The 14,941-nt window shown below is 60.8% G+C and carries 14 protein-coding genes and 4 tRNA genes; 5 read left to right on the top strand and 13 right to left on the bottom strand.

From position 1 onward, the window contains the following. From BLP82_RS27020 to BLP82_RS27045, 6 genes are all read right to left on the bottom strand, one after another. Window positions 1–1,917 (bottom strand): YD repeat-containing protein (locus tag BLP82_RS27020; protein ID WP_256576681.1); only part of this gene is annotated, 1,917 nt, incomplete at its 3' end. Between the two features lie 186 nt (window positions 1,918–2,103). After that, window positions 2,104–2,505, bottom strand: coding sequence for an SEL1-like repeat protein (locus BLP82_RS27025; protein WP_092175636.1), 402 nt, complete (start codon window positions 2,503–2,505; stop codon window positions 2,104–2,106). Next, the gene (locus BLP82_RS27030) at window positions 2,506–2,877 is read right to left on the bottom strand and encodes a hypothetical protein (protein WP_003179080.1); all 372 of its coding nucleotides are present in this window, start codon (window positions 2,875–2,877) and stop codon (window positions 2,506–2,508) included. Beyond that, window positions 2,874–3,215 (bottom strand): helix-turn-helix domain-containing protein, encoded by a 342-nt coding sequence (locus BLP82_RS27035; RefSeq protein WP_092175728.1) that lies wholly within the window; start codon window positions 3,213–3,215, stop codon window positions 2,874–2,876. Before BLP82_RS27035 ends, BLP82_RS27030 begins: the two co-directional genes overlap by 4 nt. A 102-nt stretch (window positions 3,216–3,317) precedes the next feature. Then, window positions 3,318–3,773, bottom strand: coding sequence for a YkvA family protein (locus BLP82_RS27040; RefSeq protein WP_072406553.1), 456 nt, complete (start codon window positions 3,771–3,773; stop codon window positions 3,318–3,320). A 292-nt stretch (window positions 3,774–4,065) separates the two neighbouring features. Next, entirely contained in the window at window positions 4,066–4,779 is a 714-nt protein-coding gene (locus tag BLP82_RS27045; RefSeq protein WP_003204577.1) for a BamJ family beta-barrel-assembly machinery protein, read from the bottom strand. A 270-nt stretch (window positions 4,780–5,049) separates the two neighbouring features. Here BLP82_RS27045 and BLP82_RS27050 point away from each other — a divergent pair, with 270 nt between their 5' ends. Together BLP82_RS27050 and BLP82_RS27055 are read left to right on the top strand one after the other, a co-directional pair. Then, window positions 5,050–6,855 carry a di-heme-cytochrome C peroxidase gene (locus tag BLP82_RS27050; RefSeq protein ID WP_092175639.1) on the top strand — a complete coding sequence of 602 codons (1,806 nt, stop codon included), beginning with the start codon at window positions 5,050–5,052 and terminating at the stop codon, window positions 6,853–6,855. A gap of 31 nt (window positions 6,856–6,886) precedes the next feature. After that, window positions 6,887–8,023: a catalase family protein gene (locus BLP82_RS27055; RefSeq protein ID WP_092175642.1), complete on the top strand. Its 1,137-nt coding sequence runs from the start codon at window positions 6,887–6,889 to the stop codon at window positions 8,021–8,023. Window positions 8,024–8,112: 89 nt separating this feature from the next. Here BLP82_RS27055 and BLP82_RS27060 read toward each other — a convergent pair. The 4 genes from BLP82_RS27060 to BLP82_RS27075 all read right to left on the bottom strand — a co-directional run bounded on the left by BLP82_RS27060 (window position 8,113) and on the right by BLP82_RS27075 (window position 8,628). Beyond that, window positions 8,113–8,189: transfer RNA gene (locus tag BLP82_RS27060), tRNA-Asp, on the bottom strand. Between the two features lie 17 nt (window positions 8,190–8,206). Beyond that, window positions 8,207–8,282, bottom strand: a tRNA-Val gene (locus BLP82_RS27065). Between the two features lie 174 nt (window positions 8,283–8,456). Then, window positions 8,457–8,533 (bottom strand) — tRNA-Asp (locus BLP82_RS27070). A 19-nt stretch (window positions 8,534–8,552) separates the two neighbouring features. After that, window positions 8,553–8,628 (bottom strand) — tRNA-Val (locus tag BLP82_RS27075). A gap of 160 nt (window positions 8,629–8,788) precedes the next feature. Between BLP82_RS27075 and rdgC the strand changes: the two genes are divergently transcribed. The 3 genes from rdgC to sugE all read left to right on the top strand — a co-directional run bounded on the left by rdgC (window position 8,789) and on the right by sugE (window position 11,253). Then, window positions 8,789–9,709: a recombination-associated protein RdgC gene (gene rdgC, locus BLP82_RS27080; RefSeq protein WP_014339706.1), complete on the top strand. Its 921-nt coding sequence runs from the start codon at window positions 8,789–8,791 to the stop codon at window positions 9,707–9,709. Between the two features lie 144 nt (window positions 9,710–9,853). Then, window positions 9,854–10,822 (top strand): bile acid:sodium symporter family protein, encoded by a 969-nt coding sequence (locus tag BLP82_RS27085; protein ID WP_092175646.1) that lies wholly within the window; start codon window positions 9,854–9,856, stop codon window positions 10,820–10,822. Between the two features lie 116 nt (window positions 10,823–10,938). Continuing rightward, window positions 10,939–11,253 (top strand): quaternary ammonium compound efflux SMR transporter SugE, encoded by a 315-nt coding sequence (gene sugE / locus BLP82_RS27090; RefSeq protein ID WP_003204587.1) that lies wholly within the window; start codon window positions 10,939–10,941, stop codon window positions 11,251–11,253. Between the two features lie 105 nt (window positions 11,254–11,358). On the opposite strand, the gene BLP82_RS27095 is transcribed toward sugE, so the two are convergent. The 3 genes from BLP82_RS27095 to BLP82_RS27105 all read right to left on the bottom strand — a co-directional run bounded on the left by BLP82_RS27095 (window position 11,359) and on the right by BLP82_RS27105 (window position 14,875). After that, window positions 11,359–13,233 carry an MFS transporter gene (locus BLP82_RS27095; protein WP_092175650.1) on the bottom strand — a complete coding sequence of 625 codons (1,875 nt, stop codon included), beginning with the start codon at window positions 13,231–13,233 and terminating at the stop codon, window positions 11,359–11,361. A gap of 81 nt (window positions 13,234–13,314) precedes the next feature. After that, window positions 13,315–14,460 carry a TDT family transporter gene (locus BLP82_RS27100; RefSeq protein WP_092175654.1) on the bottom strand — a complete coding sequence of 382 codons (1,146 nt, stop codon included), beginning with the start codon at window positions 14,458–14,460 and terminating at the stop codon, window positions 13,315–13,317. 103 nt (window positions 14,461–14,563) lie between these two features. Beyond that, the gene (locus BLP82_RS27105) at window positions 14,564–14,875 is read right to left on the bottom strand and encodes a cupin domain-containing protein (protein ID WP_053124235.1); all 312 of its coding nucleotides are present in this window, start codon (window positions 14,873–14,875) and stop codon (window positions 14,564–14,566) included. Between the last annotated feature and the right edge of the window lie 66 nt (window positions 14,876–14,941).

The raw sequence follows: 14,941 nt of genomic DNA on the forward strand, positions 1-14,941 counted from the left end.
CCCGACGCCTTGCCACTCCCAGTAAAAGCTCGCCCCGCCGGCCAGTTGCCGCTGGAGGATGACGTGCTGGTCGTCGTAGTCGTAGCGTTCGCTTTCACCGGCGGCATTGGTCGCTTCGATCAGTCGGAAACGTCCGTCGTAGCGGTAGGACACCAGCGTCTGTTCGGTCCGCCAGGCCTCGTCGAGGGTGAGGGCCGGGTGGAAGCTCTGGTAGTCGACGGCGACCAGGTGGCGCTGTTCATAACGCAGGCGCAGGGAACGCCCGGCGCCGTTGTCCAGGCGGCTGATGTCGCCGTGGATGTTGCGCTGGACGGTCAGGCGGTTGTCGTAGCGGTCGCTGAGGGCGATCAGGTGGCCGTCGCGAAAGTGCAGGAACGGGGCGTTTTCCCCAGGCTGGACGATGATCAGTTCGTCCGGCGCAGCCCCCAGGTAGATGGCCGCCCGGGCCAGGCTGTTGTGGATCGCCGGACGCTGGGTGGTGGGCAACGGAAAGATCGTGCGGCGGTTTTCCTGGTCGACCCAGGTGACCTGCTCGCCTTTGAGCTCCAGGCGATGGGCCAGGGCATGGCTCCAGCCGCGCCCGAGGCCAACGTCCAGGGCGACGGCGCTGGTGCGGTACAAACGGGTGAAGACGAACGGCAAGCGCCCGTCGAGGGTGCCGTCGTCCAGGGTCAGCAGTTCTTCGCCGGTGACCATCGACACCGGGCAGCCGCTGGTCTGGGTCTGGGCCGCGGTGTCGGCGCTGTCGCCGTTGGGGTTTTTCGATTGGGCCGGGGCGTCGTCGTGGGGTTCGTGTTTTTTCAGCGTGGTGTTGCGTTGCGCATCCCAGCGCAGTTGCAGCCGGCCTTTTTTTATTCCCGCTGCGACGCCGCGCACCGCCACGGTTTTGTAGCGATCCACGTAGGTCATAAAGCCGTTGACCACCGCGAAGATCGCCTTGACGAAACGCTGCATGGCATTCAGCAGGGTTGCGCCGTGCCTGGCCAACCGCATCGACAGGTAGGCGATCCCGGCCCCCGCCCCGGCAAAGGTCAAGACCACGCCGATCAGCAAGTCGATCACGCACTGCACCACCACGGTCGAGAGTGCTTCGGCCGTTTCGCCGGCGACTTCGCTGGGCGGTAGCATCTCCAGCCAGAGGCTGGCGGTGCGCACCAACAGGTACAGCGCCGCTTCGTCGCTGGCCAGCAGTTGCAGCTTGGCCATTAGCAGCGGCGTGTCTCGTGCCAGTGTCTTCAATTGATCAGCGCTGTCACCCAATCGCTGAACAAACCGGCCAGGATCCTTGAGGATGTCCGACAGCAGGCTGATGCTGTCCCACACCCCCTCGATCGCCGCCCAACTGCCGGCGAGCAACCCGTTTCCCACCGCAGCCGCCGAGGTCGCCAAGGACTGCTGGGCCCATCGCGGCTTGAAGCCTTGCCACTCACCCCGTAGCCAGTCCGTCAGATCCCCAGTCAAGCCATCGTAGGAAGAAAACAGCTTCTCGATCTGCCCGGGAGACACCTCGCCCTGGACATGGACCCGATAGGACTTGCCCGCCTCCCCCTCGAAAGTCCCGAGCCCCTGGGCGTCCAGGGTCACCGGCGTGACCTTGCCGCTGTCCACCTCCACCACATCCACTACGATGTCGCCCAGCGGGATGTCGTACACCGACTCGAACTTGCTCTCGATCGTCATCCCACCCAGGGGGCACTGGACGACCGTGGAGAGGAAATCATCGTCACCGCTGCTGACGACGGTGGTGCTGTCGCCGAAGCGGATCAGCCGCTCCATGCCCATCAGCGAGGGCAAATCGGCCGCGCGGCTGGCCCGGTCCGCCGTGCGGCTGTACCAGCGCTCAAGTTGCTCGCGGTAGACCGCCAGGGTGTCCTGGAAGCTGTCGAGTTCCTGCTCGATACGGTTCACCCGCTCCATCAGGACAGGGCTCGCTCAAGGGCCGGCAGGAAAAAACGGTCGAACATGGGCAGCGTCTCGCAGCACTCAGGGAGCGCGAGACTGTGCCGGGGATGACGGGGGAATTAAGTCAGGGGAACGGGACAAAGGATGTAGGGCGATTCGCTAAATCCGCCCGACTTCGTCACGAATAGCCTGTGGATAACGCTAGCGGTCGCGAGCGTCGAGTGCCTTGAGCTTGATCTCGGCCAACGGATGCCCGGCTTCCGCCGCCAGGGTCCACCAACGTGCCGCTTCGACCGGGTCCGGCGCCTTGCTGGTTGTACCGGCCAGGCTGATCACGCCGACTTGGTAGGCCGCCTTGCCATCACCCGCCAGTGCCGCCAGCCGCAGCAGGCGAACCCCTTCTTCACGGGCGCCCAGCCCTTGGCCGCGAAACGTGAGGATGTGCCCATAGAAACTTTGCGCACCGACATCGCCCAGGTTCGCCATACGCGAGAATTGGCCCTCGAGCCAGGCCCAGCCACGCGCCTGGCGGACGAACCAGGACCAGTGAAACAACCGGCGCGCCAGCCAATAACCGATCCGCGCCTTGAGTCGCCAGAGCACTCAGGCCTCCGCCGACTCGGGGTATTCGTATTCAAACACCCGGACCACTTCCGAAGCGTGCCAGGAGGCGGCGGCCACTCCATCGGAAGGCCCGGAAAAGCGGCCCAGGCGCTCAACGCATTCGAAGAACCCCGTGCGCGGCAACCGGCTCGCGCCCTGGCTGATCACCAAAGAACTGCGCAGCGGCTGTTCTGCCCGGGCGTCCAGCGCCGCCAGGTGTTCAAGGGCCGCAGTCAAGGTCTGCATGGCCGGGCTGGGGAGCTGCAAGCGCTCCAGCAAGGCGCGGTAAGTCAATAAATGGCGTTGGCGACGCGCCTGGTCCAATTCACCCAACAACCCATCCCAATGCTGCCGACTGATGCGTACGCTCACGATTCTTCCCTCCAACCCGGCACCGTCAATTCCCAGGCCAGACTGCGCCGAATCGCGGCATCGGGCTGTCGCTCGCCGCTCTCGATCAAGGCCAGATAAGACGGGCTGATACCTACCGTGCGGGCCAACGCGTCGATGGCGATGCCCTTCCCTTCGCGCAAACTGCGTAATTGGTCCAAGCCAGGGAGAACCTGGCCGGGTGCCGCCGCGTGACGGACTGTCGCTTCCCGCGGCGGAGCTTGATCGATGCCTGCTGCCTTCAACAACGCTTGGTACTGATCCCACGGCAAAACCGCGTACTCGGGCTCTCCGTCACGTGTGATTACTTGAATATCCATGTTTACCCCGTAGGACAACAACACTTAGCGAGTCAGCCTTTTTCCTTGGAAGTGTAATCCTAAATGCTGGCTAAGGTCGCGGGGTGATGAATTCTCAGGGGATCAGGGCTTTTTCTGGCCTTGGAGCTGGAGTTGTTCCGGGGTATCGGGAAGCCTTTCGACTTGAGCCAGTTTCTCGGGCGACTGCCGATAACGCCAGGCGCGGAATGCCTCGAGTTCGACGTCGAGGGTTTTCATGACCCAGGCCAGCACCGCGATATCGTCGAACATGCCAAACATCGGCAAGATATCTGGAATCGCGTCCAGGGGACTGAGGAAATACATGAGCCCCGCCACCACCGACAGCATCGACTTGGCGCTGACCGCACGGTACTCACCCCGCCAGTAAGCCAGGCACAAGGCCTGCAACAGGCGCAGGTCTTCCTTGAGCTTGCCCAGCCGTCCGCCCTCCCGGGCACCTTTGCTGGCGACGGCAAAGAGCAACGTCGGTAATCGACCGCGGGCCAGCAAGCGGCCTGCCAAGGGCAGAAATCGCGCAAAATTCCACGGGGCCTTCATTTTTTCTCCCACTGAAATGTTATCCACACAAATTGTGGATAACCTTGTGAACAGAGCTGCATTTCACCGCTGAAGCCCCCGTTTAATAAGGGCCCGGCTTAGATCGGGCGTTTTTTACTCACATAAAAAAACCCAATATTTCATTGACTTGACCGGCTGACTGCGTCTAGCACAGCGCCTGTATTGCCTATGACTGTAGCTTGCCCCATGCGTTCGGTTTTTTTGCCATTTGCCGTAGCCCAGATGCGACAACGCCCCGCATGAGCGAGGCGTTGTCGTTATAGCAGACCGATTACTTGGCTGCGTCTTCTTTTGCCGGATCCTTGATCGCCAGCAGTTCCAGGTCGAACACCAGGACCGAGTTGGCCGGGATGGCCGGGCTCGGGCTCTGGGCGCCGTAGGCCAGGTCGCTCGGGATGTACAGCTTGTACTTCTCGCCGACGTGCATCAGTTGCAGGCCTTCGACCCAACCCGGGATCACGCCGCTGACCGGCAGGTCAATCGGGCTGCCACGCTCGACGGAGCTGTCGAACACGGTGCCATTGGTCAGTTTGCCGGTGTAGTGAACGGTCACGACGTCGGTCGGCTTAGGCTGTGGACCATCGGCTTTCTTGACCACTTCGTACTGCAGGCCGGAAGCGGTGGTGGTCACACCGGCTTTCTTGCCGTTTTCCTCGAGGAATTTCTTGCCAGCGGCTGCCGACTCTTCGCTCATCTTGGCCATGCGCTCTTCGGCACGCTTTTGCAGCGCGGCAAAGGCTTCGACCAGTTCTTCGTCTTTCAGCTTCTGTTCTTTCTTGCCGACGGCATCTTCGATGCCCTGGGCGACCGCTTTGGAGTCCAGGTCATCCATGCCTTCCTGAGCCAGGCTCTTGCCCATGTTCAGGCCAATACCGTAGGAAGCTTTCTGCGCCGGGGTTTTCAGCTCTACGCTGGTCTGCGAGTCGCAACCCGCGAGTACCAGGCCAACCAGGGCCACCGCCGCCGCCAACCGATGCTGTTTCATGCTATTTCCTTGTTCATGCGCCTAAAGGGCAATCGAATAAAGCCGCGAGCTTATCAGGCGGCCACGACCAATGGCTACCGGCATGTGAGCCGCAAAGTGATGATAAGTTCAGGACCGCAAACGCTTTTTAACCTTGGGCAAATGAAGCATCTGTCATCCGTTGCGTACAGGGACACATTGCCGCTCCCCACAGGCCAAGGGTAATGGCCACTTGCCCGCCGCGCAGCACTGAGGCATAAGGGCTTATCAAAAAAAAACAAGGACGTTACCGTGCGCCTTCTCTCTCGCATTCTGTTGCTGCTCCTCGCGCTGCTGATCCTCGTCGTGGCCGTGGTGCTTTATTACGTCGCCAATCCTCGCTTGCCGTTCTATACCCCCGTCGAACAGGTGCACTACCTGGATCAATGGAGTGCCGCCGAGCGCCAGACGTATTACTTCACACCCCAGGGCACCCAGGTCAAAGGCCTGCGCTACGACTGGTTCACCGCCCTCGAATTGCCTTTTTCGCAACAACGCTTCGCTTCGCCGGAGTACCTGGCGCGCTTCGGCTTCCTGATCGATCCGGCGCAGAAAGCCTCGCCTGACAACCCCGGCAACTTGCCGGTAGGGTTCGCCCGGCACCAGAACCCGGGCAGCACCGACCAGTTCCTGGATATCACCTGCGCGGCGTGTCATACCGGTGAATTGCACTTCAAGGGCCAGGCGATACGGATCGATGGTGGCTCGGCCCAGCACGTGCTGCCTTCTAGTGTTCCTACACTGCGTGGTGGCAGTTTCGGACAGGCATTGGTCGCCAGTCTGGCGTCTACCTACTACAACCCGTGGAAATTCGAACGCTTCGCCCGCCAAGTACTGGGCAAGGACTACGACGCCCGCCACGAAGAGCTGCGCAAAACGTTCAAAGCTTCCCTGGACACATTCCTGCGAGTGGCCTGGAACGATACCCATCGCGGCCTCTACCCCACCGAAGAAGGCCCCGGGCGTACCGACGCCTTCGGTCGCATCGCCAATGCCAGCTTCGGCGACGCCATTTCGGCGGAAAACTACCGGGTGGCCAACGCTCCAGTGGATTACCCGCAACTGTGGGAAATATGGACGTTCGACTGGGTGCAATGGAACGGCTCGGCCCAGCAGCCGATGGCCCGCAACGTCGGTGAAGCGCTGGGGGTCGGTGCCACGCTGAATTTCTTCGACGCCCAGGGCAAACCGCTGCAGGGCGATGCGCGATACCCTTCCAGCGTGCGCGTGCGCGACTTGAACAAGATCGAAGAAACCCTGCAACTGCTCAAGCCGCCCGTGTGGCCGGAAGCGTTGCTGGGCGCGATCGATAAACCCTTGGCCGCCAAGGGCCGGGCCCTGTTCACCGAAAACTGCGCCGGCTGCCATGTGCCCAAAGTGGTCCAGGGGCCTGACAGGCCGGTGCAGCAATTGCACATGCTGCCTGTGCAGGTGATCGGCACCGACCCCGGCACCGCCAATAACATCGCCGACCATCGCTTCGACCTGACCAGCCTGCAGTGGGATCCGGCCGAGCTGGCGAAGCTGGACGTGCAACTGCACCCGACCCCGACGGAGCCGCTGGACCTGAGCCAGCTTTCGGTCGCCAAAGGCCTGGCCTACGTCACCGCCTTTGTCGAAAACCGCGCTTACCGCGACGCCGGTGTCACCCCCGTCGAACGCCCGGCCCTGGACGGTTTCGGCCTGCCCATTGGCGTGCGTGAACTGCGCGCCTACAAGGCCCGGCCGCTGGCGGGTGTCTGGGCCACGCCACCGTTCCTGCACAACGGCTCGGTGCCGACGATCTATCAACTGCTGTCCCCCCAGGACGAGCGGGCGACCACGTTCTATAAGGGCAACTTCGAATACGACCCACGCCACTTGGGCTATCGCACCGAAGCGTTCACCAACGGCTTTATCTTCGACACCCGGATTACCGGCAATCACAACAGCGGCCATGAGTTCCGCGCGGGCGAACGCGGTAACGGCGTCATTGGCCGCTTGCTGCAACCGCAGGAACGCTGGGCCTTGCTGGAGTATTTGAAAGTGCTGGGCGGGCCACTGGAGTCGCAACTGTAATGATGAACCTCACCGGTAAAAGGATGTTGGCATGTTGATCACCCTCTGGCTGCGCCTCGGCGCCTTTTTGGGCAAGACGCTCCTGTGGCTGCTGGGTATCGGGTTGCTCGGCTGGGCCCTGTCCACGGCCTGGTTTGCCTGGCAGCACAAGGGACCGGTCCCGGACAAGGAACAGATCGCACCCGGCGAAGCCGCCATGACCCAGGACATCATCCAGACCGCGATCCGCATCGTCGATCAGCACCGCGAAGGCACGCGTTACCTGCGCGACGCCCATGCCAAGGCCCACGGTTGCGTCATGGCCGAGGTCCAGGTGCCGAGCGACCTGTCGGCGCCGTTGCGCCAGGGCGTGTTTGCCGAACCGGGCAAGACTTGGCAGGCCACGATCCGTCTGTCCAACGGCAACGCTTATCCGCAATTCGACAGCCTGCGCGATGCACGGGGGATGGCGATCAAGCTGCTGAACGTACCGGGCAAGCAACTGCTTGCTGATCGGCAATCACAGGGCGAGCAGGATTTCGTGATGTTCAATCATCCGAACTTCTTTGTCAGTGATGTCGCCGAGTACCGTCAGAATGTGGCCGCCCAGGCTGACGGGAAGAAGGCGATGGCGTTCTTTCCGAGCCTGGACCCGCGCACCTGGCAGATCCGTCATCTGTTCATCGCCCTGGCGACCCTCTCGCCGGCTCCGGCCAGTCCGACCCAGACCACTTATTTCTCGGTATCGCCTTACAAATTCGGCGAAGCCAATGCCAAGTTTCGCGTCGCGCCGGACCCGGACAGCTGCCCAAGCTACAACTTGCCACCGCAAAACCAGGACCTGCCGAACTTCTTGCGCAGCGCCCTGAACCAACAGTTATCCACAGACCGGGTGCCGGCGTGTTTTGTCTTGCAGATCCAGCGTCAGGATCCGAGCAAGTACATGCCGATCGAAGACACCAGTATTGAATGGCAAGAAAGTGATGCACCGTTCGAGACCGTGGCGCACATCAAGGTGCCGGCCCAGGATTTCGACACGCCCAAGTTGAACCTGGCCTGTGACAACCAGTCGTTCAATCCGTGGTTCGGCATCGAGGCCCATCGCCCTATCGGCGGCATCAACCGTTTGCGTAAAGCGGTGTACGAGGCGGTCAGCGACTACCGCCACAGCCGCAATGCCGAGCAGTAGCAACGGCCAAATGACAGGCAACAAAAAGCCCGCTCATTGAGCGGGCTTTTTGTGGTGACCTGGCGTTCAGCGGGCCAGGAAACCGAAGATGGCGCAGCGGACGGGACTCGAACCCGCGACCCCCGGCGTGACAGGCCGGTATTCTAACCGACTGAACTACCGCTGCGCGTAACATTGAAAGTTTGGTGGGTGATGACGGGATCGAACCGCCGACATTCTGCTTGTAAGGCAGACGCTCTCCCAGCTGAGCTAATCACCCTTCACTTTCGATGCGGGGCGCATTCTCTCACAGTTTTTCGTAACGTGCTGATCTAATTAGCAAATTTCAGAAAAAAAGAAGCAACGCACACCGCAGGAACTACAAATAGCAAAAAGCCCGCGTTAGCGGGCTTTCCGTGGTGACCTGGCGTTCAGCGTTCCAGGTAACCGAATATGGCGCAGCGGACGGGACTCGAACCCGCGACCCCCGGCGTGACAGGCCGGTATTCTAACCGACTGAACTACCGCTGCGCGTAACACGTTGAACGAATGGTGGGTGATGACGGGATCGAACCGCCGACATTCTGCTTGTAAGGCAGACGCTCTCCCAGCTGAGCTAATCACCCTTCGCTTTCGGTGTGGCGCGCATTCTACGGAGCACTCTTTAAGCTGGCAAGCACTTTTTAAATTAATTTTTTCAGGCCTTCCAAAGGCTTAGCGAAGGGTTGGCCTATGGCGCCGCGAAGAGAATAATGCCCCCCTTTGTATAAAGGAGAGACTCACCCCATGTGGTTCAAAAACCTGCTTATCTATCGCCTGACCCAAGATCTGCCTTTTGATGCCGAGGCGTTGGAAACTGCACTGGCCAGCAAACTGGCGCGTCCATGTGCAAGCCAGGAGTTGACCACTTACGGTTTCGTTGCGCCGTTTGGCAAAGGCGAAGACGCACCATTGGTACACGTCAGCCAGGACTTCCTGCTGATCGCCGCGCGCAAGGAAGAACGCATCCTGCCGGGCAGCGTCGTGCGCGATGCCCTGAAGGAAAAGGTCGAAGAGATCGAAGCCGAGCAAATGCGCAAGGTCTATAAAAAGGAACGGGACCAGCTCAAGGATGAAATCATCCAGGCGTTCCTGCCCCGCGCCTTCATCCGTCGCTCGTCCACCTTCGCCGCCATCGCGCCGAAACAGGGCCTGATCCTGGTGAACTCGGCCAGCCCGAAACGTGCCGAAGACCTGCTGTCCACCCTGCGCGAAGTCATCGGCTCGCTGCCGGTGCGCCCGCTGACGGTCAAGATGGCCCCGACCGCCACCATGACCGACTGGGTCAAGACCCAGAAAGCCGCGGACGACTTCTTCGTGCTGGACGAATGCGAACTGCGCGACACCCACGAAGACGGCGGCATCGTGCGCTGCAAGCGCCAGGACCTGACCAGCGACGAAATCCAGCTGCACCTGAACACCGGCAAGGTGGTGACACAATTGTCGCTGGCCTGGCAGGACAAGCTGTCCTTCGTGCTCGACGACAAGATGGTGGTCAAGCGCCTGAAATTCGAAGACCTGCTGCAGGACCAGGCGGAACAGGACGGTGGCGACGAAGCCCTCGGCCAACTGGACGCCAGCTTCACGCTGATGATGTTGACGTTCGGCGAGTTCCTGCCGGCGCTGGTTGAAGCGTTGGGTGGGGAAGAGATTCCGCAGGGGATCTAAACCCGGCGGATAGCTACCTTGTGGGAGCGAGCTTGCTCGCGATAGCGGCATGACAGCCACCGAGATGTTGACTGACACTCCGCTATCGCGAGCAAGCTCGCTCCCACATGAGTATTGGATGTTCTTAATAATAAGGATCAGGTCATGCGCGCACTGGCTGCATTGAGCCGCTTTGTCGGCAATACCTTCGCTTACTGGGTACTGATTTTCGCGGTGGTGGCATTCCTGCAGCCGCAGTGGTTCGTCGGCCTGAAAGTCGCCATCGTGCCTTTGCTGGGACTGGTGATGTTCGGCATGGGCCTGGCCCTCAAGATGGAGGATTTCGCTGAGGTTGCCCGTCATCCGGGGCGGGTGGCCCTGGGGGTGATTGCCCAATTCGTGATCATGCCCGGCACGGCGTGGCTGCTTTGCCAAGTGTTCAGCCTGCCGCCGGAGATCGCCGTCGGCGTCATCCTGGTGGGTTGCTGCCCGAGCGGCACATCATCCAATGTCATGACCTGGCTGGCTCGCGGTGACCTGGCCCTGGCCGTGGCGATTTCCGCCATCACGACCCTGCTCGCCCCGCTGCTGACCCCGGCGCTGATCTGGCTGCTGGCCTCGGCCTGGTTGCCGGTGTCGTTCTCGGCGCTGTTCTGGTCGATCCTGCAAATCGTCCTGTTACCGATCGCACTGGGCATCGTTGCCCAACGCCTGTTGGGTGTCCGGGTTCGTCATGCCGTAGAAGTCCTGCCGCTGATATCCGTGGTGAGCATCGTGATCATCGTCGCGGCGGTGGTGGCGACCAGTCAGGCGAAGATCGCAGAATCCGGCCTGCTGATCATGGCCATTGTGATGCTGCACAACAGCTTCGGTTACTTGCTGGGGTACTTCACCGGGCGCTTGTTCGGCCTGCCATTGGCCCAGCGCAAAACTCTGTCCCTGGAAGTGGGCATGCAGAACTCCGGCTTGGGCGCGGCCCTGGCCAGCGCGCATTTCTCGCCGCTGGCGGCGGTCCCCAGCGCGCTGTTCAGTGTCTGGCACAACATTTCCGGGGCTTTGCTCTCGACGTACTTCCGGCGCATGAGCGAAAAGCAAGACCGCGAAACTCTGGCCGCCCGGCAAACCGCTGACTAAGGCAAACTTGATCGAGTGGTCAATCATTGGCACTCTATCCATCCAGGCGGGGACGACCCCGCCGCTCGATCGAGTCTTAAATCCGGGGACGACCCCATCCATCGATGAGGTGTTTGATGTCCTGGATCATTCTGTTTTTTGCCGGCCTGTTCGAAGTCGGCTGGGCTGTCGGCCTGAAGTACACCGACGGCTTCAGCCGCCCTCTCCCCACTGCACTGACCATCGCCGCCATGGCGATCAGCCTCGGCCTGCTCGGCCTTGCCATGAAGGAACTGCCGCTGGGTACCGCCTATGCGATCTGGACCGGGGTCGGTGCCGTGGGCACGGTGATCGCCGGGATCATTTTGTTTGGTGAGTCGATGGCGCTGGTTCGCCTGGCCAGCGTGGCGTTGATCGTTGCGGGGTTGATCGGGCTCAAGGTCAGCGCCTGATTGACCTGTGGGAGCGAGCTTGCTCGCGATAGCGGTCTGCCTGTGACCTCAATGCCAGCAGACAGATTGCAATCGCGAGCAAGCTCGCTCCCATAGTTTTTCGTCCTAACGGACAGTGCCGCGCAACTCCCCCACCAACGCCTGCAAACTCGAAGGCGTTGCCGCCTCGACCTCCACCGCCGAACCCGCCACCAGCGTCACCCGTGACCAGAACCGGCGAAACAGCCCCTTGGCCGGGTCGCGGCTGAAGAAACTGCCCCACAAACCCTGGAGCGCCAGGGGAATCACCGGCACCGGGGTTTCCTGGAGGATGCGCGTCAATCCGCTCTTGAACTCATTGATCTCACCGTCAGCGGTCAATTTTCCTTCAGGAAAAATGCACACCAGCTCGCCGTCCTTCAGGTATTGGGCAATTCGCTTGAAGGCTTTTTCGTAGATCTGAATGTCTTCCTGGCGCCCGGCAATCGGGATGGTCCCAGCAGTGCGGAAGATGAAATTCAGCACCGGCAGGTTGTAGATCTTGTAGTACATCACGAAGCGAATCGGCCGACGCACCGCGCCGCCAATCAGCAAGGCATCGACGAAAGACACGTGGTTGCAGACCAACAGCGCAGCCCCTTCATCCGGTATCGCCTCCAGGTTGCGATGCTCCACGCGGTACATGGAATGGCTCAGCAGCCAGATCATGAAACGCATGCTGAACTCGGGGACGATCTTGAAGATATAGGCGTTGACGCCGATGTTGAGCAGCGACACCACCAGGAACAACTGCGGGATCGACAGCTTGGCCAAGCTCAGCAAGACGATGGAGACAATGGCCGAAACCACCATGAACAACGCGTTGAGAATGTTGTTGGCGGCGATCACCCGTGCCCGTTCGTTCTCCACCGTGCGCGACTGGATCAGCGCGTACAGCGGCACGATGTAGAAGCCACCGAATACACCCAGGCCAAGGATGTCGATCAACACCAGCCAGGCGTGGCCGAAACCGAGCACTTCAAGCCAACCGTGCCCCTCGACACTGTCGGGAATTCCACCGGAATGCCACCACAGCAGCAGACCGAACACGGTGAGCCCGAACGAGCCGAACGGCACCAGGCCGATCTCGACTTTGCGTCCGGACAGTTTTTCGCAGAGCATCGAACCCACCGCGATCCCCACCGAGAATACGGTCAGGATCAAGGTCACCACGGTTTCGTCGCCGTGCATCCACTCCTTGGCATAGGCCGGGATCTGCGTCAGGTAAATCGCCCCGACGAACCAGAACCAGGAGTTGCCGACAATCGAACGGGACACCGCCGGGGTTTGCCCCAAGCCCAGCTTCAGGGTGGCCCAGGATTGGCTGAAGATGTTCCAGTTCAGGCGCATTTGCGGCGAGGCCGCCGCCGCGCGTGGAATGCCGCGGCTGGCGAGGTAACCGAGCACGGCCACGCCGATGATCGCGGTCGAGACGACGGGGGCGTAATGCGCCGAGGACATCATGATGCCCGCGCCGATAGTACCGGCCAGGATCGCCAGGAAAGTCCCCATCTCCACCAGGCCGTTGCCACCGACCAACTCTTCCTCATGCAAGGCCTGGGGCAGGATCGAATACTTCACCGGACCGAACAGCGCCGAATGCGTGCCCATGGCGAACAGCGCCAGCAGCATCAACCACAAATGATCGAACATGAAGCCCACGGCGCCGACCGCCATGATGACGATTTCGCCGAGCTTGATCAGACGAATCAGCGCGTCCTTGGCGAACTTTTCCCCAAACTGCCCCGCCAGCGCCGAGAACAGAAAGAACGGCAGGATAAACAGCAGCGCGCAGAGGTTGACCCAGATCGAGCGGTCACCGTCGATGGTCAGTTTGTAGAGAATGGCGAGAATCAGCGACTGCTTGAAAATGTTGTCGTTGAACGCGCCAAGGGACTGCGTGATGAAGAACGGCAGGAAACGCCGCGTGCGAAGCAAGGTGAACTGCGAAGGGTGACTCATCTTCCATGTTCCTGAGTGGCGTGGACGCTTATTGGAATGAACGTTTTTCGATCCAGGCCACACATTACCTGTCTTTAACGATTATTTCGCCAGCCCTGCAATGCAGGGCGACACAAACAACTCACCGTGCCAGGCCCCTGCCAGCGTTCGCCGCGCCACGATCAGCCACATCACCACCAGCATCGCCACCAGCACACTGCCGAAGACGCTGAAGAATTCCAGTTTCAGCAGGTCCGCCAGTTTCAGCGTGGTCAGCGCAAACACGCCCAATGGGAAGGTAAAGCCCCACCAGCCAAGGTTGAAGGGGATGCCGCCGCGTAGATAGCGGGCGGTGATCAGCAACGCCATCAACATCCACCAGAACCCAAAACCCCATAACGTGATACCGGCCACCAGCCCCAATCCGGCGGCGATGTCGCCCACGCCAGGCAGGCCATTGGCGGCAAAAATCAGGGGAGCATCATTGCCCAGCAACAACATGCCCAGGGCACCGGTGCCAATCGGGCCGAGGGCTAGCCAGCTCGAGGCCGCCATGCTTTCGTGAGGCAGTTTGTGCAGGGCCATGCGCAACAGCAGGATTGTCAGGATGCTGAACGCGACGGGTAGGGAAAATGCCCAGAGCACGTAGCTGGTGACCAGCATGATCAGTTGCGAATGAACGTCCGCCAGATGCGGCGCCAACAGCCCACCGCTGGCGGCGGCCACTTCGGCGGCCACCACCGGCAGCAACCATACCGCGGTCATCTGGTCGATCCGGTGCTCCTGGCGGGTGAACATCAGGAAGGGAATCAGCACGCCACAGGCCAGGGACATGGCCACGTCGATCCACCATAACACCTCGGCCACCGTTACCACGCCCTCGCCCCAGCGCGGCAGACCAAACAGCAAAAGGCCGTTGATGAGGGTCGCCAGCCCCATGGGAATGGTGCCGAAAAACATCGAGACCGTTGAATGGCCGAAAATCCGTCGTGCTTCGTCGAAGAACAACACCCAACGGGCCGTATACATCAAGGCGAACACCACGAACAACAGCGTGTTGAACACCCACAGCCCTTCGCCCAGAGCGTGCAGGCCTGGCATAGCTGCCGGCCATTGCGCCAAGGCCAGCGCCAGCACACCGGTACCCATGATCACGGCAAACCAGTTTGGCGTGAATTGACGAATGGCCTCCATCGGCCTGGGCAAATGGCTCAAGGGCCGAAAGCGGCTTTTTGCAGCACATGTCATGATGAACTCCTGTCCTCGGATGAGGTGGAGCCATGCTAGAGCCGGATCGAATATCTATATAACGGGTAATTTCTCTATCTGTTATCTACTTTACAGATAACAGTTAGACACTGCCCTCAGTCTCGATCACCAGAATCCTCGCTTCGCCCAAGGGCTTGGCCACATGCTCGGTGCCCACCGAGGCGTAGAAAATGTCTCCGGCGTCCAGCAAGGTCGCTTTTTCGACGCCCTCTTCCCGATAGCACATCTGCACTTGCCCATCGAGCACCACGAAGACTTCCTGGCCGTCGTTGATGTGCCATTTGTACGGCTGATCGGTCCAGTGCAGGCGCGTGGTGATGCCGTTCATGTTGGCGATATCCAGCGCCGCCCAGGCACGGTCACCGGTGAAGGATTTGCTGCGGATGATTTTCAAGAGATCCGTCCGGAAGAAAACTGAGGTGCCAAGACTAACCCACTGCCCACGGCACCTGCATGCCTG

The sequence above is a fragment of the Pseudomonas sp. NFACC37-1 genome, assembly GCF_900101575.1.
Lineage (GTDB): Bacteria > Pseudomonadota > Gammaproteobacteria > Pseudomonadales > Pseudomonadaceae > Aquipseudomonas > Aquipseudomonas fluorescens_AA.